This is a genomic window from Shewanella sp. SM95 (genome assembly GCF_025653595.1).
Lineage (GTDB): Bacteria > Pseudomonadota > Gammaproteobacteria > Enterobacterales > Shewanellaceae > Shewanella > Shewanella oncorhynchi.
This window is the reverse complement of sequence record NZ_JAKKSE010000002.1, coordinates 368,662-394,660: the sequence shown is the minus strand read 5'-3', so window position 1 is coordinate 394,660 and position 25,999 is coordinate 368,662. Positions and strand designations below refer to the sequence as shown.

At 46.6% G+C, this 25,999-nt stretch carries 24 protein-coding genes; 9 read left to right on the top strand and 15 right to left on the bottom strand.

Features of this window, described 5'->3' with window-relative positions:
* The first annotated feature begins 84 nt into the window (after positions 1-84).
* Together fadD and rnd are read left to right on the top strand one after the other, a co-directional pair.
* On the top strand, positions 85-1,758 hold the full coding sequence (gene fadD / locus L5M29_RS04490) for a long-chain-fatty-acid--CoA ligase FadD (RefSeq protein ID WP_263166450.1): 1,674 nt from the start codon (positions 85-87) through the stop codon (positions 1,756-1,758).
* A gap of 70 nt (positions 1,759-1,828) precedes the next feature.
* Positions 1,829-2,938 carry a ribonuclease D gene (gene rnd / locus L5M29_RS04485; RefSeq protein ID WP_028760194.1) on the top strand — a complete coding sequence of 370 codons (1,110 nt, stop codon included), beginning with the start codon at positions 1,829-1,831 and terminating at the stop codon, positions 2,936-2,938.
* 92 nt (positions 2,939-3,030) lie between these two features.
* Here the strand turns inward: rnd and minE are convergent, their stop codons facing one another.
* Genes minE through minC form a run of 3 tightly spaced genes read right to left on the bottom strand, consistent with a single transcriptional unit; the run spans position 3,031 to position 4,793 of the window.
* Positions 3,031-3,288: a cell division topological specificity factor MinE gene (minE, locus tag L5M29_RS04480; protein WP_028760193.1), complete on the bottom strand. Its 258-nt coding sequence runs from the start codon at positions 3,286-3,288 to the stop codon at positions 3,031-3,033.
* A gap of 2 nt (positions 3,289-3,290) precedes the next feature.
* Complete coding sequence (gene minD / locus L5M29_RS04475; RefSeq protein ID WP_006086391.1) at positions 3,291-4,100, bottom strand: septum site-determining protein MinD; 810 nt, start codon at positions 4,098-4,100, stop codon at positions 3,291-3,293.
* Between the two features lie 27 nt (positions 4,101-4,127).
* Positions 4,128-4,793, bottom strand: coding sequence for a septum site-determining protein MinC (minC, locus tag L5M29_RS04470; RefSeq protein WP_006086392.1), 666 nt, complete (start codon positions 4,791-4,793; stop codon positions 4,128-4,130).
* A gap of 122 nt (positions 4,794-4,915) precedes the next feature.
* Here minC and L5M29_RS04465 point away from each other — a divergent pair, with 122 nt between their 5' ends.
* Positions 4,916-5,194 carry a YcgL domain-containing protein gene (locus tag L5M29_RS04465; RefSeq protein WP_028760191.1) on the top strand — a complete coding sequence of 93 codons (279 nt, stop codon included), beginning with the start codon at positions 4,916-4,918 and terminating at the stop codon, positions 5,192-5,194.
* Between the two features lie 143 nt (positions 5,195-5,337).
* Complete coding sequence (locus L5M29_RS04460) at positions 5,338-5,778, top strand: YcgN family cysteine cluster protein (protein WP_131525467.1); 441 nt, start codon at positions 5,338-5,340, stop codon at positions 5,776-5,778.
* Positions 5,779-5,952: 174 nt separating this feature from the next.
* Here L5M29_RS04460 and L5M29_RS04455 read toward each other — a convergent pair whose 3' ends face one another.
* Positions 5,953-7,473, bottom strand: a complete 1,521-nt coding sequence (locus L5M29_RS04455) for a methyl-accepting chemotaxis protein (protein WP_105253108.1) — start codon at positions 7,471-7,473, stop codon at positions 5,953-5,955.
* 469 nt (positions 7,474-7,942) lie between these two features.
* Between L5M29_RS04455 and pheS the strand changes: the two genes are divergently transcribed.
* From pheS to lpxM, 4 genes are all read left to right on the top strand, one after another.
* Complete coding sequence (gene pheS / locus L5M29_RS04450; protein WP_006081368.1) at positions 7,943-8,926, top strand: phenylalanine--tRNA ligase subunit alpha; 984 nt, start codon at positions 7,943-7,945, stop codon at positions 8,924-8,926.
* A gap of 15 nt (positions 8,927-8,941) precedes the next feature.
* Entirely contained in the window at positions 8,942-11,329 is a 2,388-nt protein-coding gene (gene pheT / locus L5M29_RS04445; protein WP_263166447.1) for a phenylalanine--tRNA ligase subunit beta, read from the top strand.
* A 3-nt stretch (positions 11,330-11,332) separates the two neighbouring features.
* Positions 11,333-11,629 (top strand): integration host factor subunit alpha, encoded by a 297-nt coding sequence (gene ihfA, locus L5M29_RS04440; RefSeq protein ID WP_006081370.1) that lies wholly within the window; start codon positions 11,333-11,335, stop codon positions 11,627-11,629.
* 104 nt (positions 11,630-11,733) lie between these two features.
* Positions 11,734-12,672 carry a lauroyl-Kdo(2)-lipid IV(A) myristoyltransferase gene (lpxM, locus tag L5M29_RS04435; RefSeq protein WP_263166445.1) on the top strand — a complete coding sequence of 313 codons (939 nt, stop codon included), beginning with the start codon at positions 11,734-11,736 and terminating at the stop codon, positions 12,670-12,672.
* A gap of 155 nt (positions 12,673-12,827) precedes the next feature.
* On the opposite strand, the gene hypA is transcribed toward lpxM, so the two are convergent.
* The 11 genes from hypA to hyaA all read right to left on the bottom strand — a co-directional run bounded on the left by hypA (position 12,828) and on the right by hyaA (position 25,156).
* Positions 12,828-13,181 carry a hydrogenase maturation nickel metallochaperone HypA gene (gene hypA, locus L5M29_RS04430; protein WP_028760186.1) on the bottom strand — a complete coding sequence of 118 codons (354 nt, stop codon included), beginning with the start codon at positions 13,179-13,181 and terminating at the stop codon, positions 12,828-12,830.
* On the bottom strand, positions 13,181-14,197 hold the full coding sequence (hypE, locus tag L5M29_RS04425) for a hydrogenase expression/formation protein HypE (protein ID WP_263166443.1): 1,017 nt from the start codon (positions 14,195-14,197) through the stop codon (positions 13,181-13,183). The genes hypA and hypE overlap by 1 nt, the downstream gene beginning before the upstream one ends.
* The gene (gene hypD, locus L5M29_RS04420; protein ID WP_263166441.1) at positions 14,190-15,329 is read right to left on the bottom strand and encodes a hydrogenase formation protein HypD; all 1,140 of its coding nucleotides are present in this window, start codon (positions 15,327-15,329) and stop codon (positions 14,190-14,192) included. The genes hypE and hypD overlap by 8 nt, the downstream gene beginning before the upstream one ends.
* A gap of 62 nt (positions 15,330-15,391) precedes the next feature.
* Entirely contained in the window at positions 15,392-15,637 is a 246-nt protein-coding gene (locus L5M29_RS04415) for a HypC/HybG/HupF family hydrogenase formation chaperone (RefSeq protein WP_028760183.1), read from the bottom strand.
* On the bottom strand, positions 15,637-16,434 hold the full coding sequence (hypB, locus tag L5M29_RS04410; protein ID WP_105252278.1) for a hydrogenase nickel incorporation protein HypB: 798 nt from the start codon (positions 16,432-16,434) through the stop codon (positions 15,637-15,639). Before hypB ends, L5M29_RS04415 begins: the two co-directional genes overlap by 1 nt.
* Positions 16,435-16,621: 187 nt before the next feature.
* Positions 16,622-19,141 (bottom strand): carbamoyltransferase HypF, encoded by a 2,520-nt coding sequence (hypF, locus tag L5M29_RS04405; protein ID WP_411569031.1) that lies wholly within the window; start codon positions 19,139-19,141, stop codon positions 16,622-16,624.
* Positions 19,134-21,050: a NiFe hydrogenase gene (locus L5M29_RS04400; protein WP_263166436.1), complete on the bottom strand. Its 1,917-nt coding sequence runs from the start codon at positions 21,048-21,050 to the stop codon at positions 19,134-19,136. Before L5M29_RS04400 ends, hypF begins: the two co-directional genes overlap by 8 nt.
* Positions 21,051-21,053: 3 nt before the next feature.
* Positions 21,054-21,611: a HyaD/HybD family hydrogenase maturation endopeptidase gene (locus L5M29_RS04395; RefSeq protein ID WP_105252281.1), complete on the bottom strand. Its 558-nt coding sequence runs from the start codon at positions 21,609-21,611 to the stop codon at positions 21,054-21,056.
* Between the two features lie 7 nt (positions 21,612-21,618).
* Positions 21,619-22,293, bottom strand: a complete 675-nt coding sequence (gene cybH, locus L5M29_RS04390; protein WP_028760178.1) for a Ni/Fe-hydrogenase, b-type cytochrome subunit — start codon at positions 22,291-22,293, stop codon at positions 21,619-21,621.
* A 19-nt stretch (positions 22,294-22,312) separates the two neighbouring features.
* Positions 22,313-24,016 carry a nickel-dependent hydrogenase large subunit gene (hyaB, locus tag L5M29_RS04385; protein WP_028760177.1) on the bottom strand — a complete coding sequence of 568 codons (1,704 nt, stop codon included), beginning with the start codon at positions 24,014-24,016 and terminating at the stop codon, positions 22,313-22,315.
* 3 nt (positions 24,017-24,019) lie between these two features.
* The gene (hyaA, locus tag L5M29_RS04380) at positions 24,020-25,156 is read right to left on the bottom strand and encodes a nickel-dependent hydrogenase small subunit (RefSeq protein WP_028760176.1); all 1,137 of its coding nucleotides are present in this window, start codon (positions 25,154-25,156) and stop codon (positions 24,020-24,022) included.
* Between the two features lie 373 nt (positions 25,157-25,529).
* Here hyaA and L5M29_RS04375 point away from each other — a divergent pair, with 373 nt between their 5' ends.
* A complete protein-coding gene (locus tag L5M29_RS04375; RefSeq protein WP_028760175.1) occupies positions 25,530-25,997 on the top strand; it encodes a TlpA disulfide reductase family protein in 468 nt (155 codons plus the stop codon).
* Positions 25,998-25,999: the final 2 nt, after the last annotated feature.

The window sequence follows — 25,999 nt, the reverse complement described above, 5'->3', positions numbered from 1 at the left end:
GCCGGTATTTTAACTCGGTATTTATCGAGTCTTGACGCTTGTATGGATATTGTTTCCGCAGTTGTGGGGATTTAGGAGAGAGTAGTGGATCAGCCTTGGATTAATCATTTGCCAGAAGATGTGCCTGCTGAAATTAATGTGGAACAATACTCATCGCTTGTCGACATGTTCGAGACAGCGGTGGCTAAGTATGAAGATCAACCTGCATTTATCAACATGGGTGCCACGCTAACCTACCGTAAATTGGAAGAACGCAGCCGAGCATTCGCTGCGTATTTACAAAATGAATTAAAGCTTGAAAAGGGCGACCGTGTCGCTTTGATGATGCCAAACCTGTTGCAGTATCCCATTGCACTGTTTGGTGTTTTGCGTGCAGGTATGGTGGTTGTTAACGTTAACCCACTTTATACACCGCGCGAGCTTAAACATCAGTTGATTGACTCTGGCTCTAAAGCCATTGTGGTGGTGTCAAACTTCGCCCGCACTTTAGAAGAAGTGGTTGATCAAACTCCCGTTGAAAGCGTGATTATCACCAGTTTAGGTGATCAATTAAGTGCACCAAAACGTACCTTAGTGAACTTTGTGGTGAAGTACATCAAGAAGTTAGTGCCAAAATACGATTTACCCCATGCCTTATCAATGCGCGATACCTTATCAACGGGTCGTCGCATGCAATACATCAAACCTGAAGTCACTAACGATGATTTAGCGTTTTTACAATACACAGGTGGCACCACTGGGGTCTCTAAAGGCGCTATGTTGACCCATGGCAATATTGTCGCAAACGTATTGCAGGCCGATGGTGCATATTCTCCCGCTTTAAACGATGGCAGTGAGTTTGTCGTAACGGCCTTGCCGCTGTATCACATCTTCGCCTTGACCGTGAATTGCCTGCTGTTTTTGCACAAAGGAAGTCAGAATTTACTCATCACCAATCCTCGCGATATCCCAGGATTTGTGGCTGAGTTGAAAAAGTACCCTTTCACCGCATTAACTGGGGTAAATACCTTATTTAACGCTTTAGTGAACAGTGATGATTTTTCCCAGTTGGATTTCTCACGCTTAAAACTCTCTATCGGTGGCGGCATGGCGGTACAAAAAGCCGTGGCGGATAAATGGCAAACCATTACTAAAACCCGTTTACTTGAAGGTTATGGTCTGACGGAAGCCTCACCCTTATTAACCTGTTGTCCATATAACTTAGACGGTTATAACGGTTCAATTGGTTTTCCTGCCCCTTCGACACTGATCCAAATCCGTAATGATGACGGCAAGGTATTAGCCCAAGGCGAAACCGGCGAGCTTTTTGGTAAAGGTCCTCAGGTGATGAAAGGCTATTGGCAACGTCCTGAAGAAACCGCCAAAGTGATCGACACTGACGGCTGGTTAGCCACGGGCGATATTGGTTACATGGATGAGAAAGGTTTCTTCTATATTGTCGACCGTAAGAAAGACATGATCTTAGTATCAGGCTTTAACGTATTCCCTAACGAAGTCGAAGAAGTGGTTGCACTTCATCCAAAAGTGATTGAAGTGGCTGCCGTTGGTGTGCCAAACGACGCCAGTGGTGAGTTAGTGAAGGTATTTGTGGTGGCAAAAGATAAATCTTTAACCGCTGAAGACATCATTAAGCACTGCCGTATTCATTTAACGGGATATAAAGTGCCGAAGCTGGTAGAATTTAGGGACGAGTTACCTAAAACCAACGTGGGTAAAATCTTGCGACGAGAGCTTAGAGACGAAGCTAAGCGCGCGTAAGATTGAAGCCGGCATTTGCCGGCTTTTGTTTTTATGGACTGTGATTGACCCACAGGATCTGGAGAAGAATTTGTCAGCGTTTCAATATGTGAGTGATGAAGCAAGCCTTAATGCCCTCGTTGCCCAATATAAACAGAGTAAGATACTCGTGTTAGATACCGAGTTTGTTCGTACTCGTACTTATTATGCCAAGTTAGGTTTGATCCAAGCCTATGATGGTAAAACCTTAGCTTTGATTGATCCGGTGGCTTTACCAGATTTAGCCCAATTTTGGGCGCTGTTATCGGACCCGAATATCGTTAAGCTAGTGCATTCCTGCAGTGAAGACTTAGAAGTTTTTGCCCACTATGGCAAATGTCAGCCTACGCCTTTGTTTGATAGCCAAATTGCCGCCTCTTTGTGTGGTATGGGCCATGGTGTAGGTTATGCCAAGCTGGTTGAAACTTGCCTTGGTGAAGTGATCGATAAAGGTGAGTCGCGTACAGATTGGATCCGTCGTCCTTTAACGGAAGCCCAGTTAAGCTACGCCGCCAATGACGTCCTGTATTTGTATCAGCTCTATCCTCAACTGGAAGCGAAACTCAGCGCCCAAGGGCGTTTAGCTTGGTTATACGAGGAAGGGGAAAGGATGACTCAGGGCAGGCTTGCCGATCCTGATCTTGATACAGCTTATTTGAAAGTGAAAAATGCTTTTCAACTCACTGAAATTCAATTGGCTTACCTTAAAGTGCTCGCCAAATGGCGCCTTGAAAAAGCCTTAGTCCGTGATTTAGCCTTAGGTTTTGTGATCAAAGATCATGGTCTTATTGCATTAGCGAAGAAGCAACCTAAAACTTCGGCTGACTTGTTTAAGCTCAATGACTTGACCGAACAGGAAAAACGCATCCACGGCAAAGATTTATTACGTGTGCTACAAACTGCGGATTTGGTTAATTTACCCGAGTTAGTGGATGTATTGGCGTTAAAATCAGGCTACAAATCGGCCTTTAAAGCGATTAAAAGCTGTTTGGTCGAATTATGCGAAAAGCATGATGTGCCGCAGGAAATGCTCGGTTCTAAACGTCATATCCATGAGTTTTTGCAATGGCGTTGGGATAAGCAACAAGGGGATTTACCGGCAGTGTTATGCGGTTGGCGAGGGGAATTGGCAACTGAGGCTTTAGCAAAGCTTGAGGTCTAGTGCTTAATATTTCGTACTTGAAGCTATCGCTGAAAAACATCCACATCAAAATGTCATCTTCAATTGAAGATGACATTTTTTGTGTCATCGACTTATCTGTCAGGCAAAGTGACGTTAAGCTCGAGTACCGACAGGTTGGCGTCGTTTTGATCTAACTGCACAGAAACTTGATCATCAGAAATCGGCACATATTTGCGAATAACGGCAATGATCTCTTGTTTCATCTGTGGGAAATAATCGGGAGTGTCCCTTTGTCCACGTTGATGAGCCACGATGATCTGTAGGCGCTCTTTTGCCATTACCGCAGTGCTAGGCTTTTTCTTGCTTTTGAAATAGTCGAGTAAAGACATAATTAGCTACCAAATATCCGTTGTAAGAAACCTTTCTTTTCTTCCGTAATAAAGCGTACTGGTACATCTTCACCCAGTAAGCGTGCGACTGTATCACTGTAGGCTAAACCTGCATCACTTTCTTGGTCGATAATCACAGGTACGCCTGAGTTAGAGGCTTTCAGTACAGATTGTGACTCAGGAATAACGCCGAGTAGCTCAATGGCCAGAATTTCTTGAACATCGTCAACACTCAACATTTCGCCCGATTTTACACGGCTCGGTGAATAGCGAGTCAAGAGTAAATATTCTTTTATCGGCTCTAGATTCAGTTCTGCGCGGCGTGATTTGCTTTGCAACATACCTAAAATACGGTCTGAGTCGCGCACTGAGCTGACTTCTGGGTTCGTGGTCACAATGGCGATATCGGCAAAATACAATGCCATCATAGCGCCTTGCTCAATCCCTGCGGGAGAGTCACACAGAATAAACTCAAAGTCTTTGGCCAAATCGTCTAAAACACGGCCAACACCTTCTTTGGTCAGTGCATCTTTATCACGGGTTTGTGAAGCGGGTAAAACGAATAACTTATCGCAGCGTTTATCTTTGATCAGCGCTTGATTTAAATTGGCTTCACCATTGATCACATTAACGAAGTCATAAACAACACGACGCTCGCAACCCATGATCAAGTCTAAGTTTCGTAAACCTATATCGAAATCAATAACGACTGTCTTGTGTCCTTGCATGGCAAGACCGGTCGCAATTGCAGCACTCGATGTGGTTTTACCTACGCCGCCTTTACCTGAAGTGACAACAATAATTTGTGCCATGTTTCTCTCTATCCTTTGTTCTGCCATTTAGAGGGGCAATGATTCAACCATAAGCGACTCACCGTTTAGGCGAATGCAGCCGCTTTTATCTGAGCTATGTTGTTGTAGATTTTCAGCGAGCCAATATTGCCCTGCTATTGAAACGAGTTCGGCCTCCAGAGAGTGGGCAATGATAACGGCGCTGGTATCGCCAGCGGCGCCTGCCATGGCTTTCCCTCGTAATGCGCCATAGATATGAATGCTACCATCTGCGATGACTTCTGCGCCATTGCCTACCGCACCAAATATGATTAAATCACCATTTTTTGCATAGACTTGTTGGCCTGAACGAATATTTTGCTTCACTATCTTAGTTTGGCGCGGGGCTGGCGGCGGGGTACTACTCTGTTTTCCCGCTTTGACTATGGCAAGGCCTAAGTCTTTTGCCTGTTTACTGAGTACGGTTGTCGCGCCCGTTATGCCAACAATCACTAATTGACGTGAGATCAGCAGATCCTTTAACGCACTTAAATTCAAGCTGTCGTGCTGAATGGCACTCAGATTGACGACTAAAGGAGCACCCAGAAAAAACTGAGGAGCCTGTGCCAATTTATGGTCTAATTCAGTCATGACAGCTTGTAAATCGCTGCTATTAATATGAAGCACTGAAAGAGTAAAAGAAGCGCCTTTTAACTCTAAGCTAGGTTTTGACATCCCGGCACTATTCTCCAGAAATCATCAGTCGGTTCGCTGATTTTACAATTAAATTACTAGGCGACCATGTTATAGTGTGCCCCATTGACTGGCAAGTTTGAACTATTGGATATTTGATTCTTATGCTATGTGCCGTTTATAAAAGTAGCCGAAAGGCTGATACTTATTTATTTGTGAAGAAAAGAGATTGTTTTGACGATGTTCCAGTGCCTTTGATGGAAATGTTTGGCGTGCCAAAGTTGGTGATGGTGTTTCCTATCGCTAAACGCGACGCGTTAGGAATGGCAGATATACATAAAGTCAGAGCAGCCATGGCAGAAAATGGCTTTTATTTACAAATTCCGCCACCTCAGGTGAATTTATTGGCTGAGCATAAGCTAAGTCTTGGGATCAAAGATTAACTTGGTAGCATCAAGACGCTGCTAATGAGCTCTGGCGCGTCAAACCACACTCGTTAATCTCAGTGGCATTGCGTATCTGACGACAAATTAGTGTAAAATAGCCCGCATTGAGCGGGTTTTTTATTAAGAAGATATAGTTAATCATGGCATTTTGGCAGAGTAAAACATTAGCGCAGATGAGCACAACCGAGTGGGAATCCCTGTGTGACGGTTGTGGTAAATGTTGTTTAAACAAGTTGATAGATGATGAAACCGAAGACTTGTATTACACCAATGCAGCTTGCCTTTTGCTCGATCATCAAACGGCAGGCTGTCAGCATTACAGTGACCGTTTCACCCATGTCCCCCAATGTACAGTGATCACGATTGATAATATCCATGAGTTAACTTGGTTGCCCGACAGTTGTGCCTATCGCCGCCTAGCGGCAGGGCGTGAGCTACCGAGTTGGCATCCGCTGCTCACAGGCTCCAAAGAAGCGATGCATTTAGCGGGTATGTCGATCCAAGGCAAGGTGGTGGATGAAAGACGCGTGAAGGATATTGAAGATCATATCGTGCTATGGCCACTTAAAGACGTGGATTAACAGACGTGAATTCATTTTGCCGTAGCGTTATCGATTGAAAATTAACTTATTAATTGAAACGACACTTGTTGATTGGAAAGTGACCGTCAGAATGAAAACAACAAGGGAGCGATTATCGCTCCCTTGTGCATTTTGGGTGTTAAGTGAATTTAAATTCCATCAAATAATGCTCGACTAGATTTTTAATCCCACCATCAACTGATCCAGTTGCCCCGCTGTTGCTTGCAGCTCATCGCAACCTGAAACCGACTGGTTGGCCGATTGCTCCACATCGTGTGATTGGTTGCGAATTTCCATTAAGTTAGTCGCAATCTCGTTGGCCACTGCCGACTGCTCTTCGGCCGAGGTCGCAATTAGCACACTCATTTCAAACACTTTGTTGCTGTGGTGGGCGATAAACTCTAAGTCTTTACCCGTTTGCAGTACGTGTTGTTTACCTTCATTAGCTTGATTCACAGTACGTGACATCACTTGTGTCAGATTGCGAGTACCCGATTGAAGTGATTCGATCATGGTTTTGATTTCAACCGTTGCGGCCTGAGTTCTCCCCGCTAAAGTACGTACCTCATCGGCCACCACGGCAAAGCCACGACCTTGTTCACCGGCGCGTGCCGCTTCAATTGCCGCGTTGAGTGCCAGTAGGTTGGTTTGCTGGGAAATCGCATTAATGGTTGACACCACTTCATCAATTTTACTGGCGTTGTCATTGAGTACACCCACCGCATTTGAGGCCGCGGAGATCTCATCCGATAACACGTCTATAGCTTTGACTGTGGTTTCAATATCTTTCCCGCCCGCGCTAACCTGTTGATTGGCTTCTTGGGTTTCGGCTGAGGATTGTTCGGCATTGCGGGCAACTTCTTTCACTGCGGCAGTCATTTCTTCCATTGCCGTCGCTAAGGAGTCCAGATGTTGTCTCTGGTTTACCGCCAAGGATTGACCTTGCTGCGCTGTGCTACGAAACGATGATACAACTTCGCGTATTTTAGCGGTCGATTCTGCGATTTGCTTGACTAAGGTATGTTGACGTTCTACCAAGGTATCTATGCTGATGGCTAAGATACTGAACTCGTCTTTTACTTCGAAGAAGTTTAAACGCCCCGTTAAATCACCCGATGCGGCCCGTTTTAATGCCATCACTGTCGTATAAAGTGCGCCGCCTACGAAGGTTGAAATGTAATAGCTGAACAAAAATAGCACAAACAAGAGTGCCGCCATTAGGCCATAAACCAGCAGGTTATCGTTGGCGAGCAAGGCATCAATTTCTTTGCTGTCTAGGGGAATAATCGTGATCAGATTTTGATCGTTAACCCGACTCACAGCTCTAGGTTGCTTACCGCTATCATCAATACCACCGCCACTGCGAGCGATGGATTGCGCTTTGCTATCGGCTTCATTTACCGAAACAATGCTGACATTACCTTCAATTTCGCGACTAAGTTGATTAAGGATAGTTTGGCGTTCTTGCTCTGGTAGTTTGTTATATAAGCTGCCAGTGACTTGGTTAATTTGTTGTGAAGCATTTTGCAGACTGTTGAGCTGTCCTTGAATTAAGGTTTGCTGGGATTGGTTATCTAGGAAAAGCGCCAGTCCAACAATCATCAACATAGGAACGATAGAGAGAATAGCGAATTTAGTTTTTAAGGTCATATGGATAAGATATTGATCTATCCAGCGAAATTTTACTTCTTTCATGAGTGCCTCGATAAAATGGGCCATAAACCGAATTTATATCGGTCAGTTTGCCATAGACTTTATAGTTTTCTGTTTTGTAACGATTTATATGGTTAATGTAGTCTAATTGCAGTCATTATTGTGTTGTTTGCTGCAATTTTGGCAAGGTACAGGTGTGAGTTTACAGTTTAGTTACAAATGCTGCTAGTGGCTGAAAGCGGAAGTTGTTTACGTCAGAATCGAGGTTTGGGTTTCCCCTTGAGTAAAACTCAGGCTCCAAACTGGGGTAACACATGAATTTGCATGATAAAAACCCCCAATAAGCCCTAGTAATATGCCGCTCGCTCGCGTAAAATTTCTATCCTTTTATTTCGTTATAGCTAGCAAAGCGTCTGGCATTAACGCCCGATAACCTGAGCACCCAAATAGCCTGAAAGTTTGGCGCCCATAGCACTTGTTTATCAAGCGCGACTATGCAGTGGAAGAGAAAATGCAGCAGTTAACTGAGATCGTAGAACAAGCCTTAGTCATTATTGACCAGGCCAGTGATCTAAAAGCACTGGATGATATCCGTGTCGATTACCTTGGTAAGAAAGGTAAGATCACCGACATGATGAAAATGATGGGTAGCTTAAGCCCTGAAGAAAAGCCAGCCTTTGGCCAAGCGGTCAATGATGCTAAACAGGCGATTCAACAAAAATTAACTGAGCGTATCGATGGTCTGAAAAGTTCGGAATTGGAAGCCAAATTAATCGCCGAAAAGATTGATGTGACTTTGCCAGGCCGCACCCAAGAGATCGGTGGCTTACATCCTGTGACTCGAACCATTGAGCGCATCGAAACCTTTTTCGGGGAATTAGGGTTCTCGGTAAAGCAGGGGCCTGAAATTGAAGATGATTTCCACAATTTCGACGCACTGAATATCTCTGAGCACCATCCTGCGCGTGCTGATCATGATACCTTTTATTTCAATCCTAAACTGATGCTGCGTACCCAAACTTCGGGCGTGCAAATCCGTACTATGGAAACTGAAAAGCCACCATTACGCATTATTTCTCCTGGTCGTGTTTATCGTAACGATTACGACCAAACTCACACGCCTATGTTCCACCAAGTGGAAGGGTTGTTGGTTGATGAGCATGTTAACTTTGCTGAATTGAAAGGCATTTTGCATGACTTCCTGCGTAATTTCTTCGAAGAAGATCTGCAAGTGCGTTTCCGTCCATCTTACTTCCCATTCACTGAACCTTCAGCGGAAGTGGACGTGATGGGCAAAAATGGTAAATGGCTAGAAGTGCTTGGCTGCGGTATGGTACATCCGAATGTGCTGCGCAGCGTTGGCATAGATCCAGAAAAATACTCTGGTTTTGCTTTTGGTATGGGTGTCGAGCGCTTAACTATGTTGCGTTACGGCGTAAACGATTTACGTGCGTTTTTCGAAAACGACCTACGTTTCCTGAAGCAATTTAAATAACGGAGCTGTAATAGCATGAAATTTAGCGAATCTTGGCTTCGTGAATGGGTAAACCCTTCAGTCAGCCGTGAAGCATTATCCCACCAGATCACTATGGCCGGTCTCGAAGTCGATGACGTTGAAGCCGTAGCTGCCGATTTTAGCGGTGTAGTGATTGGTGAAGTGGTTGAGTGTGGTCAGCATCCCGATGCCGATAAACTGCGCGTGACCAAAATCAACGTTGGTGGTAGTGAACTTATCGATATCGTCTGCGGTGCACCAAACTGCCGTCAGGGTCTTAAAGTGGCCGTGGCTATGGTTGGCGCCGTATTACCTGGCGATTTCAAAATCAAGAAAGCCAAGCTGCGTGGCATGCCATCAGAAGGCATGTTGTGCTCTTACAGCGAGCTTGGCATTAACGTCGAAAGCGATGGCATTATCGAATTGCCATTGGACGCGCCACTTGGCACTGATATCCGCGACTATCTGCAACTTAATGATGCCGTTATCGATGTAGACTTAACGGCTAACCGTGCCGATTGCTTAGGTATGGCAGGTCTTGCCCGTGAAGTGGGCGTGTTAAACCGCCAAACAGTGGTTGAGCCACAGTGGCAAGCCGTCACGGCAACGACAGATGCAAAGGTCACGATTAACGTTAACGCGCCTGCTGCGTGTCCACGTTACTTAGGCCGTGTGGTTAAAAACGTCAATGTGAAAGCGCCTACGCCATTATGGATGCAGGAAAAACTGCGCCGTAGCGGTATTCGCTCTATCGATCCCATCGTAGACATCACTAACTTTGTGTTGATTGAATTCGGTCAACCTATGCACGCTTTCGATCTTGCCAAGTTAACGGGCGATATCCAAGTGCGTTTAGGCACTGGCGAAGAGAAAATCACTCTGCTTGATGGCAGCGAAGTGACCATCCCAAGCGATACCTTAGTGATCGCCGATGATGTGCGTCCATTAGCCCTTGCTGGTGTGTTTGGCGGCGAATATTCAGGCGTGAGCGACACGACCCAAGACATACTGCTTGAATGTGCGTTCTTCGCGCCGCTTGCCATTATGGGTAAGTCACGTCGTTTAGGTTTGCATACAGATTCATCACACCGCTTTGAGCGTGGTGTTGACCCTGAGATGCAACACAAGGTTATCGACCGTGCTACGCGTTTAGTACTGGATATCTGTGGCGGTGAAGCTGGCCCTGTAGTTGAGGCTAAATCAGAGGCTGATTTACCCAAACCTGCACAAATCGTTTTACGTCGCAGCAAGTTAGATCGAATTTTAGGTCACCATGTACCTGATAGCGATGTCGTTGAAATCTTACAACGTTTAGGTTTTAGTGTGGTTGTTGGCCAAGATAGTTGGCAGGTCACTACCGCGACTTATCGTTTTGATATGGCGATTGAAGAAGATTTGATCGAAGAAGTGGCCCGTATTTACGGTTATAACAATATCCCGAATACGGCGCCTGTTGCTGCGCTGCGTATGTCAGATCATAAAGAATCTGACTTAAGCCTAAAACGCGTGCGTGCCTTATTGGTCGCTCGTGGTTTCCAAGAAGCGGTAACCTACAGCTTTGTCGATCCAAAACTGCAAAATCTGGTTCATCCTGGTTTAGACGCTATGGTGTTACCAAACCCAATTTCCAGTGAAATGTCGGCCATGCGCCTGTCAATGTTCACCGGTTTATTGGCCGCCGTTGGCTACAACCAAAGTCGTCAACAGAGTCGCGTGAGACTTTTTGAAACTGGCCTGCGCTTTGTTCCTGATATCAATGCAGAATCCGGTATAAGACAGCAAGCAATGCTCGCTTGTGTCATTACTGGGCTCCAAAATGATGAACATTGGGCTATGGAATCGAAAACTGTTGATTTTTTCGACCTTAAAGGTGATTTAGAAGCAATTATCGGCTTGACAGTTTCCGCATCAGAATTTAGCTTTAGAGGAGCGACGCATTCTGCTCTCCATCCGGGGCAATGTGCTGAAATATTGAGAAATGATCGAGTGATCGGTCATATAGGTGCAATCCATCCTAGTTTGGAGAAGCCTTTTGGACTCAATGGTAAAACCATCGTTTTTGAGTTGGAATTGGATGCTTTATTGCATACCAGTTTGCCGCTAGCCCAAGCTGTATCTAAGTTTCCAGCTAATCGTCGTGACATCGCAGTCGTAGTAGATGAGAGTGTATCTGCAGGTGATGTAATGAAATTGATAAGAAAAGTTGGCGAAAATCAGTTGGTTGGCATAAACTTGTTCGATGTATACTTAGGTAAAGGTGTTGAACCTGGCAAGAAGAGCCTGGCGATAGCACTTACATTACAAGACACTACTCGTACGCTTGAGGAAAAAGAGATTGCTGAGACCGTTGGTTCAGTCGTTTCTGCCCTTAAGTCCGAGTTCAACGCATCGTTGAGGGATTAAAGTATGGCACTTACCAAAGCCGAAATGGCAGAACATCTTTTTGAAACACTCGGAATGAACAAACGTGTCGCCAAAGAGATGGTTGAGTCGTTCTTTGAAGAGATTCGGGGCGCACTTGAAAGTGGTGAGCAGGTCAAGTTATCTGGCTTTGGCAACTTTGACCTTAGGGACAAGAATCAAAGACCGGGAAGGAACCCAAAAACAGGCGAAGATATCCCAATTTCTGCTCGTCGTGTCGTGACTTTCCGTCCCGGCCAAAAGCTGAAAACTCGTGTAGAAGCAGCAAACACGGGTAAGTAATTTCGTTTGTTTGATGGGAAAGCCACTCCTTAGAGAGTGGCTTTCCTGTTTATTTTTTCGTGCAATATCTCCATTATTTCTATCCACTGTCTGAGGTGAATTCTTTGTCAAGACAGCCCAAACATTTCGACCGTCGCTTTAAACTCGCCTTATTACACCCTAGATACTGGGCCACTTGGTTAGTGATTGGTCTATTAGTGATTTTCGGACTCATGCCCGCATGGCTGCGTGATCCCATAGCAAGATTATTGGCAAAAATAGTGATGCCAATTGCCAAAAAGCCCATTAGCGTTGCCAGAGCCAACTTAAGGGCGTGCTTTCCTGAGCAATCCACCGCCGAGATTGAAGTGTTAATCCGTGAGAACGTGCAAAACTTCGTTTTGGTGTTGTTAGCACAGGGCGAATTGCTGGTGCGCTCAAAAGCGCATTTACGTCGTCGAGTTAATTTAATCGGCTTTGAACATGTGACTAAAGCGCAGGCCGCGGGGCAACCGATCATTTTTATCATGCCCCATGTGTGGCCAATCGATTATGCTGGTTTACGCCTTAACCTTGAGTTGCCTATGGTGACTATGGCCAAAGCCCATAAAAACGGGTTATTCAATTGGTTTAGTAATCGTGTACGCAGCAGTTGTGGTGGCCATGTGTATATGCGCGAGGCGGGCATTCGGGCGTTATTGGCTGAGCTTAAGCGCGGTAACAGTTTCTTTTATCTTCCCGATGAAGACTTAGGTCCTGAACAAAGCGTGTTTGCGCCTTTTTTAGGCACAGTGAAGGCAACGCTACCTGTTGTTGGGCGTTTAGCGCAGGCGGGGAATGCCCAAGTGCTGCCAGTAAAGATTGGCTACAATCAAACCTCACGCCAATTTGATCTCACTGTGATGACGGCCGTTGCGCCTGAAGACATGGTGGGCAAAGAAAATGAGGCGTTGGCACTGAACAAAGTGGTCGAGCAAGTTATCTTAGCTTACCCAGAGCAGTATATGTGGTTCCTGCGCGTTCTCAAGACGCGCCCAGAGGGTGAAGCTTCTATCTACAGCTGATGTAGCGTGACTGAAATAGTGTGGTTTAAAATGGCTTTGAGCTCTGTGTGCTCGAAGCCATTTTTGTGTTGAAGAGCGTTCTTTATTGATAGCATTCTTTATTTATAGAGCGTTTTATCAATAGCGTTGTCGTTAACAATACGTATCGTGGATGATTAATCCTCGTTCTGCTCCATCTCAAGTTGCATCAGTAACATATCTTCGCCATCGAGTACGCGAGTACGAAAGCTTTGACATGCAGGGCAGACGACCGTGCGCTCACTCAGTACGGATTCAGTCTGGCAGTCTTGGCAAAGTATCACTAGCGGCTGAATTTGCATATTGAGTAGGGCTTCTTTGCAAATCCCATCGAGCTTGAACGTATCGAAGGCCGTTTGTAGCAGGCTAGGTTCAACCCCGCTCATGACTCCCAGTTTGATATCCACTCGGGTGATTTTATCGGCATGATTGGCCAGCGCGTGCTGTTCGCATTGCTCAATCAGGGCACTCACAATCGAATATTCGTGCATCAGCAAATCCTTGGCAGCAGTTCACCTTGGGGAAGATCGAGATAACGCTTAGTATTCCAAGGTGTTCTTAGCACGACTTTCCCCACTAAATCATCACTCACAGTACCGATAATCGCTGCATGCTCACAGCGCCCAAAGCGTTGCATGATCTCGAGCGCACCTAAGGCGATGTCGTTGGGGACGGCGAGGATGAAAGTGCCTTCGTTGGCAAGATCCATGGCTTCGAAACCATAGAGTTCGCACAGACCTTTGACTTCATCGCTTACGGGAATACTGGCTTCATTTACTGTGATACCAACATTGGAGGCGACAGCCCATTCGTTCAGCACCGCCGATAAGCCGCCGCGTGTCGCATCGCGCATCGCATGAATGGGAATATTGGCGGCGATCAATTGCTCGACTATGGGCCAGAGCGTCGCGCAGTCACTTTGTAATGCTGATTCGAGCGTGAGTCCTTCACGCGCCATTAAAATCGCTGCACCGTGGCAGCCGATATCACGGGAGACAATAATGGCATCGCCCACGGTGACATTCGCCGCGGAAATATTGGGACGCAAGATACGACCAATGCCTGAGGTATTAATAAATAAACCATCGGCGCACCCCTTGGGTACGACTTTAGTGTCGCCGCAGACAATCCGTGCACCACTGTGTTTTAATTCTTTCGCCATACTGCGGACAATCGTCGTTAAATCATTGATAGAAAAGCCTTCTTCTATGATCACACTGCAACTCAAATACTGAGGTTCTGCGCCCATCATAGCGAGATCGTTGACTGTGCCTGCGATGGCGAGCTTGCCGATATCACCGCCGGCAAAAAATAAAGGGGATACGGTGAAAGAGTCTGTGGTAAAGGCATTAGCACCGTGCAAATCGAGTTTAGCAGCGTCTTCTTCGCTGCGAAGGATTGGGTTATCAAACTCGGCAAAAAACAGATCACGGATCAGTTTATTCATTTCTTTGCCGCCACCGCCGTGGCTGAGTTGAATGGATTTATCTTTAAGCGTATCAGCCATGATGTGGTTCCTTGATATCGATACCTTGATAGCGGTAATAGGCATTGCAAGCACCTTCGGAGCTGACCATGCAACTGCCTAAGGGCGTTTCGGGATTGCAGCCGCGGCCAAACACTTTACAGTCCTTTGGTTTAGCAAGCCCACGAAGAATATCACCACACTGACAGGCTTTATGATCGTCAATTGCCTTCACGGGTAGGCGGTCTTTAAAGCGCAGTTCGGCGTCTCTGTGGGCATATTCGGGTTTAAGCTGCAGCGCTGAATTGGGGATTGGGCCTAGTCCACGCCAGCGAAATTGCGGTCTGACATTGAAGAATTGATTTACTTTGGCCTGCGCCGTGAGGTTGCCGTCCTCCGATACTGCGCGGCTGTATTGGATATCGAGCTCCGCTTTACCCGCGGCTTTTTGGCGCACAATCCGTAAAATCGACTCCATCACATCGACGGGCTCAAATCCTGCGACCACTACGGGCGTGCCATAGTTTTCGACTGTGCTGCGATAGATTTTTGCGCCACTGATCACGCTTACATGGGCTGGGCCGATAAAGGCGTTGACCCTCGCTTTTGGGTCGTGCATCACGGCATCAATTGCGGGTGGCACTAATACATGATTGATATGAAACAGTAGATTTTCGAGTTTTTCTTGTTCGGCCAGTTGTAACAAAATTGCTGTCATTGGGGTTGACGTTTCAAAGCCAATGGCGAAGAACACTACGGTTTTATCAGGATTATCGCGGGCAATTTTGAGCGTATCTAAGGGATCGTAAATTGGGCGAATATCGCAGCCCTTGGCCCTAAAACTGGCTAAAGAGCCTTGAGAACCAGGCACGCGGATCATATCACCCAGCGTAACAAGAATAACATTTTCTTGGGAGGCAAGCGCCGCGGCTTGGTCAATGCGCTCTTTAGGCATAATGCACACTGGGCAGCCAGGACCATGGATAAATTCAATATTATCCGGCAGTAAATCTAGCAAGCCGTATTTCATAATCGTATGAGTATGGCCACCACAGACTTCCATGATATTGATTTGTTGCTTAACCAATTTAGCGGTTAACTGAATATCCCGTGCTAAATTGGCAATCGTTTGGGGATCGCGAAAGCCTTGATAGAGGTGTCTTAGTTCAAGCATGCTTTTTCCTCGGTGCACTCGATAGGGGTGCGCCTTGCGACTTAATCCTGCACTGCTGATGGTCAGTGTATGGCTTCATTTTCAAGCTTAGTGACGATTTCTTTATATAGATCAATGCTTTGCTGCGCATCTTCCTTATCAATTTTGTTCATCACAAAACCAATATGGATAAGTACATAGTCGCCAATTTCCAGTGGCTCATTCATTAAATGACTGCTGACATCGCGGCGCACGCCTAAGGTGTCGACTGTGACGCTCTGGCGCTCAATATCGACCGCCACCACTTGGGAAGGTATGGACAAGCACATTATTGTGCACCTCGAATGTTGTCTTTAAGCCAAGCGGCTACTGCCTGCATGGAGTCGCCATCTTTAATTGAGACTTCAATAATTTGAGTTGCTGGATTGAGTTTTTTAAGCTGCGCTCTGGCTTCGTCCATCTTGAAATCAAAATAGGGCAGTAGATCGCACTTAGTGATAAAAACTACATCGGCGCGGCGGAACATCACAGGATATTTTTCAATCTTATCATCGCCTTCTGGCACTGATAGCAGCACGATATTTTTGTGAGTGCCCACATCATAACTGGCTGGGCAGACGAGATTACCGACGTTTTCGACAAAGCAAATATCGAGTCCTTCAAGCGGCAGATGATGTAGGGCACCGTGCACCATAAAGGCGTCGAGGTGACAGGCGCTGCCCGTTTGAATTTGATAGGCCTTAATGCCTTTAGCGATGAGGCGGTCAGCATCGCGGGAGGTTTCTAAGTCGCCCTCGATCACCGCATAGTTGAGCTGCGTGTATTCTTTGAGATTTTCTAATAGGGTGGTTTTGCCACTGCCCGGGCTACTCATGATGTTGAAGGCCGTGATGTTATGTGCCTCAAAGTGGGCGCGGTTATGTCCAGCTTCGACATCATTTTTATCTAAAATTTTGTGGATGACTGACAAGGTTTTTTTATCGTTTAACTGAGGATTTGTGTGTAACTCTTGATGGCTATGCTCATGAGTATGTGAATGGTCATGATTATGCTCATGGCTATGGGCATGCGCGCCTAGATGATCATGGTCGTGGCGGGTAAGGGAGCAGCCGCAGTCTTTACACATTTTACCTCTCCTTGTATCGGCAGAGTACGAGGACTTTGCCTGACAAATAATGATTGATGTACGAATCGTTAATTTGGTTACGCTAATGTTGAGTGTGATACAAATTGCGCTACGGATCTTTGATGTTCGTCAGGTTTATGGGGATAAAAATGGCGAGCGAACATCAGGGCTTATCAAATAAGTAAGGTTATTGACTCTGATGAATGCCATACCAAAGTTGGCCTAGGGCGATGCCGCCATCATTGATGGGTATCTGTTTACTGGATAACACTTTATTTCCTTGGGCGCTGAGCTTGCTCAGGCAGTATTCCAATAGATATTTATTTTGAAATACGCCACCGCAGAGCACGGTTGGGAGGTGTTGATACTGGGCTGCATAATCACAGAGAGCATCACCTAATGTGTGTAGAAAGGCGCGGGCGATGGCATAGCATCTATTGTCTGTTAGCGGTTGTGCTGTAATCAATTCAACAACTTGCTTGAACATCTCACTGCTTCGCCACTGGTCGATGTCAAGAGGTAAGTTAAGCGAAATGACTTCAAGGGCTAATGCATCGGCGCGATTGGCCGCGGCTTCTATCGCCATGCCCGCTTGGCCTTCAAACAGTGTGGTTTCTATTAAGCCTAAGGCGCAGGCGAGGGCATCGAACAGTCGCCCGACAGAGGAGGTTTTTATCGCGCTGCCGTTCTGCCAGATCTTATGTAAGTTAGCCAGAGTGTTTGGGCGAATGTTGTTTAATATAGGCAATTGTAATGCGAGCACAGCATCGAGGCTCATTTGCTCGAATAATAATGCCAGTAACAACCTAACGGGTTGCTTAATGGCTTGCTCGCCACCTAGCAGGGCTATGGGCTCAAAATGGGCCAGTCGCTGCGCTTTATCGAGCGTAGTTAATAGCACTTCACCGCCCCATAAACTGCCATCGTCGCCAAGCCCAGTACCGTCAAAACTAAAGCCCAATACGGGCTCTCGATATTGGTTAACTGCCATTACGCTGAGCACATGGGCATGGTGGTGTTGCACCGATAAACATTGATTTTGACGGGTATCGCTGAGTTTTACACTCGAGTTTGAGTGCATTTCAGCCCAGCGTGAAGGGGCATAATCTGGGTGTTTATCGCGAATAATAAGATTTGGCGTAAAGTGATACAACCGAGCAAAAGTGGCTAAGGTGCGCTCAAAATACTGCTCGGCGCTGACACTGAACAGGTCGCCAATATGGGGACTTAAAAACACATTATTGCCAAAGCCTAAGGCGATGGCATTTTTTTGCTGTGCGCCCACGGCCAAAATCGATTGGGTCAGCGGTATCTCTAAGGGGAAACTTAACGGTGCATAGCCGCGGGCGAGGCGCAATACTTGCACCTCTGCGGAGGAATCCAGTTGCGGCTGGATCACTTGCACCACACTGTCATCACAGCCATTAATAATCGGCCGATTATGACCGACTATCGCATCCACCACATGGCTTAAGTGACTAATAAGCTCATCACAATCAGTGATGATAGGTTCACCGGAAACATTGGCGCTGGTTGCAACTAATGGCCCTTTGAAGAGACATAATAGCAAATGATGTAGCGGTGTGTAGGGTAAAAATACCCCGAGTTTATTCAGATTGGGGGCGACAGCTAAGCTGAGGTCATGATCGCTTCGGCTACTCATCAGCACTATGGGCCTTTCCTGCGAACTCAATACTCGCCACTCGGCATTCGTCCCTGTAACATAGTGCTGCGCCATAGTGATATCCGCCATCATCACCGCTAGCGGCTTGGCTTGGCGCTGTTTTCGCAGCCGAAGTGCGTTGACAGCATTGTCACTTCGGGCATCACAGATTAAGTGAAATCCACCCAATCCTTTAATTGCCAGAATCTGCCCTTGGCGTAATCTGTCTGCCGCAGCTTGAAGTACCGCAAGGTCCGTACCCAATTCAGGTGCGCTGACATTTGAGGCATTGGGAAGGATGCATTCCCCTTGGGGCGTTTTTAAACTGAGTCTGGGGCCGCAAACGGGGCAACTGACTGGCTGGGCATGGTAGCGGCGGTCGAGTGGGTTTTGATATTCTTTGGCGCACTCGGGACACATGTCAAAATCGGCCATGGCGGTGTTGTGCCTATCATAGGGTAAAGCATTGATAATCGTGTATCGAGGGCCACAGTTAGTGCAGTTGGTAAAGGCATAGCCAAAGTGGCGGTCATCAGGATTATGCATGTCGTTCAAGCAATCTTGGCAGGTACTTTTATCTGCCGATACCGCCACTAGTGCACCTATCGGTGAACTTGGATCATCGTCCTCATGGCTGTCGCTTTTTATAATCTCAAACGTGGTTTCGCTTAATAAAATCGGCAGTGGTATTTGGCTGATATTGTCGATACGGGCGAGTGGCGGTGGAGTGGTATTGAGTGCAGTGATAAAGCGAGTGAGGTTTTCATCATTACCTTGCAGCTCAATGGTCACGCCCTTGGCATTGTTGAGCACAGTGCCCGTCAGTTGAAACTCAAGGGCATAACGATAGACAAAGGGGCGAAATCCCACCCCTTGTACTATGCCTGTGACGTGCAACTGACAGCGTTTTAACGTGGCTCCCTTGTGGACAAGGTATTCCAATGCCAGCCTTCGTTTTATCTGCAGGTCACTGTGCTTTTTGTGGCGACTATTGTGCCTATGTGGCTTTATGCGTTGTGACTTAACTTTTGGCCTCCTAATCATGGGCATTCAGTTGGCGCTGCTTAACGTAAAGTGCCCCAACGGCTAAGTTATCGCCGTCTAAATCCAGGCTGCGATTGATCACTAAGGGGAAGTTTTTGCCTAAGCGTAAGCTGATGCGTTTGCACAGGGTTTCATTGATTAATTCATTACCCGCTAAGGCTATATTGTGCACGCCGATATTTAAATCGATATGCTCGATCCAGTTAGATAAATAGTCCGCCAGCGAGTCTTGCATTGCAAAGGCGAGCTGACTCGGATCGTCATTACCCGCAATACGAAAACTTAAGACAGTGCCTAAGGTTTTACACCAATTTAGGCTGCGGTGGGCTTCACCTTTGGTCAGCGGATAATCGATACGCGGTGCATTGGCACCGTGGTAGCGCATGGCGGCGGCCATGAGTGCATCGCTGAGCCTTGCTTGGCTTTGAGTCTCTTCTTGTGTATTAAGGCCAATTAATATGGCAGCAATCGCCCACAGGCTTTGTAAGTTGTCCCGTCTGCCGTGAAGCTTTAGGCTTAAAAGTTTTAGGTAATCTTCGGGGAACAGGCTCTTAAATTTTTGTGCTACGGCTTTTTGCGGACTGCTGTCCAGTTGATGGAAGATTTCGTAACCGTTATCGGGCAGCTCGGGCAAGGCAAAGAAAAGTTCAGTGTCGCCCTTATTATCGCAGGTGACAATTTGACTGGCGTGGGTATGGCTTAAGTAAATGACCGCAGCATTTTTTGCCTGTTTATGATTGGTAAACTTACCGTTGAGCAGCGCACTGAATAGCGCTGCGTCTGCAAGGGTGTGCTTTTCTGTGTTGACTGTATTTTGATTATTATCGCTTAGCATACTGGTGCAATTAATATCACTGTCTTCACTTGACGGTACTTGAGTCAATACTGCCACACTCAGTTCGCCTTGGTGCGATCGTGAACGTTTCGCCGCTTGCCATTGGGCCTGATAACCGTGAAAACTGACTTTTTCCCTTAAGGGTTCTGGAGCGATAAAGTGCTTGGTTTGAACCTGTGTTGAGCTTAAATCGTGACTGGCGATTTGTGCCCAAGCACCATCGACCCACGCTAGCTTCGGCCTATTATGCGGCCCTTTAATGTAAACCCAATCGACCCCTTTTTGTCGTAATACTTCCCCGAGCACTAAGATCACTCGGCTGTAGGCAAAGCAAATGTCGTACAGCGGCGCACTGAGTTTGTCGTGTTCTTGCGTGGGTCTCGCGCAGATAAGCGGCTTTTCAATACTCGAAAGCGCGAGCACCTGCGCATCGTTCAGACAAAAATGGGCGTTTAGCGTATTGGGATTACAAATTAACAGTTGTGGCCGCTCGCCTAAGGGCTGAGCAAACGGTGTCAGACTAAGTTGCAGATTATCGGCGGCCGCTAATGTCAGTGGGCCTTGTGTCAGCAGTCCCTGTGCCATGGCTTTAATATCTGACAAGGTTAACGCTTTTTGTGCGGACGTTAATTGTGTTTCGCCTTTGCAGCAAGGGCAAATTAAATCGAGTGTGCCAAACTTTGCCGACTGATTATCGCCAATCAACGGATAACAATGCTGGCAAAAAGGCACTATGGCAGAGCTTGATCCAGACTGTGGAAAGGGCAGTAAGGTTTTACTGCCTTGGGGCTCGTCGATGACTTTAATGCTAGAGTCAATCAACCAAGCGGAAATCAAAAAGTCCGCGGCAATGGCATCGGCCAATTGTTCTAGTTGGTTTTGCTCGCCCTGAGCTTCAATAAAATAGCTTTGAGGGCCAAAGTCATGTTGGCCAGCACTATATTGACCTGAGCTATGTTGACCATCACAGCCTATGCTGATATTTAGTTCATCGTAATTTAGATATTGATTACATAAATGCGCGTACAAAGGCACCTGACGTGAGCAGGTAAAATCAAATCTGATGTTTTTCATCTTCTATATACTTTCACCAGTAGTAACGCCACGTTTATAAGAGTCAGGGATCAGCGAGTCGATACTATGCTCGGCAACACGCGTCGCAGTGAACCCAAGGGAGGCTAAGTGGGATAACAAGCTTGATTCCATTAAAGGTACCGCGGCGGCGACTTTAGGGGTCAAGCCTAGCACCATAGGTTCGAGCACGGTTGGGGTGACGCCCAGCACAAAGGTCTTAGGTCTGTCGCCAACCATTTCCATCATATTGAGGGTTTGCAGCATTTCGACTTCATGGGCGCTGCCTTGCCAGTCGATTTCCTTCGGCGCTTTATCAAAATCGAAGAAATAGACTTCGCCCGCTTCTACGCCATTGGCATTAACTGTATCGACCACGATTAAATAATCGTATTGGCAAATAATAGGGATAAGTCCCTGAGCCAAGGTGCCGCCATCGAGCAGCGTTAGCTGGTGGGACTCATGGGTAAACTGATAATTATCAGCTATATAATTGACAAAATGTACGCCGATGCCTTCATCGGCGTACAGGACATTGCCAATACCGAGTAGCAATATCTTCATTGGATTCCTAGTGGTGTGAGTCTGGCTTTGGGTAGTCATAGCCAGAGACAATCGAGTCAACTGAGTTATGTTTGAAGCGTATCCCTGACCAAACCGCCATATAGACGTGGATAACCACAAAGATAACAAATGCCCAAGTGAGGTAGTGATGCCAAATCCTAACTTGTGCTAGCCCACCCATTTGTGCCGTGATCCAAGCGGCGCTGCCCCAAAGCATGCCACCTAAACCTTGGTGATACACATTGGCGTACAACACCAGACCCGTTATACATATCACAAGAGCGACCAGTGAGATTGCTACATAAGTCACAAATTGCAGCGGTCCATAGACACCGGCTTTATGTAAGTGCCCCATCCATAAGTAAGATTTCAGTTGAGTGATCCAGCTTTTTACGCTCATGACATCGCGAAATGAGCGCCGCTCAATGTCGCTTCGGCTGAAAAAATACAGGTAGAAGCGCACTAAAGTGATTGCGGTTAGTACAAAACCGCAGATCAGATGAGCGAAGCGGATCCAGCCTTGTACGAGTACGTCCGTACTTTCAGGCGCCACCAGAAACGGCCAAGCAATATAGAATCCGGTGATCACTAGCACCAGAATTGATAGTGCCCTGAGCCAGTGAAAAATCCGTATTGCCGGACTAAAAATCAGTGTCCGAATGCGGGTTGCAGAATGGTTCATTTTGCGTTCCCTCCCTCGATTATTGACCATTGGGACTGACACGGAACTCGCTCAATGCTTGGCCTTTGAAATCCATTACGTGTACAGAACACGCCATGCAAGGGTCAAATGAGTGAATAATACGTATCACCTCAAGGGGCTTAGTAGGATCTTCTAGTTTCAAGCCAATTAAAGAGGCTTCATAGGGACCCATTTTTCCGTTGGCATCCACAGGACCTGCGTTCCAGGTCGTCGGTACCACGGCTTGATAGTTCTCAATCACTCCATTTTTAATGCGGATCCAGTGGCTTAACATGCCGCGTGGCGCCTCGATCATGGCGTGACCTACATACTCTTTATTTGGATCAATATTGGGTTTTACATAGGTAGATTCATCGGACTGGATATTCGTCAGCAGCGCATCAAAGGTTTTTAACCCTTCTTGGGCGACGATGACTGTCTGCAACATACGGGCTGCAGTGCGACCTAAAGTGGTAAATAGAGCCGCTACGGGTAGACCTGTGCGAGCGAGCAGGCCATTAACCGAATCCACGACCACCTTGTTACCGCGGGCATAACTCACCAATAGGCAGGCGAGTGGACCCACTTCGACAGGTTCACCTTGATAACGGGGAGATTTCACCCATGAGTATTTGCCATCACCATCCAGTGTTGGCAATTTGCCGTAGACAGTGTCGCGTTCAACAAAACCAGTGTAATTAGGAATCGTTGTACCGTCATAGGGATGTTGCGGTGCATCGGCGCTATACCAAGCGTGGCTGACGTCTTCGGCAATCAGATCTGGATTCACATCACTGACGCCAGCAAGGTCGCCATTCATGATCACGCCTTGATTAAACATGTATTCGCCATTGGCTAACACAAAGTCATCGGTCGCCATGAAGTTTTTCACGTTTACGCCGCCCAACACGCTAGGTTCAGTACCAAAGGCTTCGGCCGCCATCACGATATCTGCTTGATAGGCACGCAGAATAAAGTCAGTTACAGTCGCATGTTTTTGCTTCCATTCCTGCAGGCGAGCAGGGCTGAGCATGTCGCGCACCGAAGTCACACCACCGACAACAACGGATTGTGGATGTGGTGATTTTCCACCAAATATGGCTAGCATTTCTGCCGCAACACGTTGTACTTCAAGCGCTTTAAGGTAGTGAGATAGCGCGATAAGGTTTTGCTCTGGGGTAAATTTATAGGTGCCGTTGCCCCAATAAGCGTTGGCAAATGGACCTAATTTTCCCGTTTCGACAAAGCCTTTAACTCTTTCTTGTACCGCTTTTAAATCACCTTCACCCGCCGCTATGGGGTGGTCTGTGTATTTCAGGGCAACTTGTGCCGCTTTAGCAGGATCGGCGCTCAGTGCAGAAACCACATCAACCCAATCTAAGCCGTGTAGATGGTAAAAATGGACAATATGGTCGTGCATGTATAAAGAGGTTTGCATTAATGAACGTAAGTATCTTGCGTTCAATGGAATTTGAATTCCTAACGCATTTTCAACCGCTTCAGTACCGCAGCGGTAGTGGGAATAGGTACATACGCCACAGATACGTTGCACAATAAGGCCAACATCCATAGGCGTGCGGCCTTTGAGAATGACTTCAATACCGCGCCAAAGTGTGGAGGATGACCAAGCCTTGTTGATGACGTTATTTTCATCAACTTCGACTTCGATACGTAAGTGACCCTCGATACGTGTGATAGGGTCGATAACAACGCGCTTGCTCATGGGTTATTCCTCCAGCGGTTTGGCAAAAATACTGGCAACGGCATGGGCTCCAATGCCCACCACTGTCGCGCCTAAAATCACCGCACCAATAGTATCTGCGGTCGCATCCAATCCATGGAGGAGTTGACGGCCAAGGGGTTTTTCAAAGTCAGCCATATCGTCCCAGAAGTTAGGTTCTGAGCAACCCATACAACCGTGTCCAGCGAGTACTGGCCAGCTAGTGTGATGGTTAAAGCGCTCGGTTGGGCAGTTGTTGTAGGTGTAAGGACCTTTACAACCGACTTTATAAAGGCAGTAGCCTTCTTTCGCACCGTGATCGCCAAATTCTTCAACGAATTCACCAGCATCGAAGCGGCCGCGGCGTTCACAGTTATCGTGTACCCGTGCGCCGTAAGCCCATTTAGGTCTATTAAACATATCCAGCGCAGGTAATTTTCCGAACATGATGAAGTACATCAAAGTGCCGACTATGTTCTTTTCACTCGGTGGGCAACCGCCTAAGTTAATCACGGGTTTACTGACCACTTCATGCACGCCTTTAGCCCCCGTTGGGTTTGGATAAGCGGCTTGCACCCCACCAAACGCCGCACAAGTGCCAACAGAGATAATCGCGGCGGCGCCTTCTGCAGCATGCTTGATGATTTCTAAACCCGTGTGGCCTTTACAACCCACAGTTAAGAAACTGCCGTTATTTGCAGTCGGAATCGCCCCTTCAACGGCCAGTAAATAGCGGCCCTTGTAAGTTTCGAGTGCATGTTCGAGGTTTTCTTCGGCTTGCCAACCCGCTGCAGCCATTAAGGTTTCGTGATATTCCAAGGAAATATGATCGAAAATCAGTGAGTCTAGATTGGGGGTATCGGTACGAATTAAAGATTCGGAGCAGCCAGTACATTCGGCCATATGTAACCAGATTAAGGGTACACGATCGGCTAATTCTGCAGCTTCGGCTACTAAGTTACTAAAGGGGAGGGGTAATGCGAGCATGCTCGTCACCATGGCACTCCACTTCATAAAATCACGGCGACTAATGCCGTGCTGTTGCATTTTCTCAATCAGCGATTGTTGTTGACGGGGAGCGAATTGGCGTAACGCATCTAAGCGCGCCTTTCCCTGTTCATATAGGGCTGCATGTGTGTCCATGGGTCAACCTTTTTGTTATTTAAATGTAAATTGGTAAGGGTTTACATAATTGACAGTGTCAGTTTAGGCCGTTGGAGTGTAAAGATTATTGATGTATATCAAGAATTTTTAAGAGATGTGACCGAACTGATTTTGACATTTGATTAACATGACGCAGATCTAATTTCACTTTTTCTAATGGGACAAAATGTCTCACATTTGCCATTTTGGATGAAATCGGTCACTTAATCAGCACTCATGTGATTAAGGCGATGCTGATAACTATGGTTCATTCGCGTGGTGAGTAGGTTAATTAAACTTATATAAGCTTGTTTAAGAAAACCTTAAGATTCAGTTAATAGATTCGAACGTAATCGTTAATGCGGAATATGCTATGAAGAAAATATTATTGTTACTCAGTTTATTGGCCGCAGGCGTACAAGCCGCGCCATCGCTGGACTATCAAGTGTTTAACGCGCAAAACCAAGCCGTTTCCCTGAGTGAGTTTAAAGGCAAAGTCGTCTATGTCGATTTTTGGGCATCCTGGTGTGGCCCTTGCCGTAAATCGTTTCCTTGGATGAATGAAATACAAAAAAAGTATCAAGATCAGGGATTAGCTGTCGTGGCAATCAACCTAGATACAGATAACGAGTTAGCCCAGGAATTCTTGAAACAAGTCCCTGCCAATTTTTCAGTGCGTTTTAACCCCGAAGGTGATGTCGCTCGCAGTTTCGATTTGCTGGGCATGCCGAGCAGTTTTATGTTCAATCGTCAAGGTCAGTTAGTACAGCATCATGTTGGCTTTTATGCCGATAAAACCGCTGAATACGAGCAAGAGCTCGTCAATTTACTGAAGGAGTAATT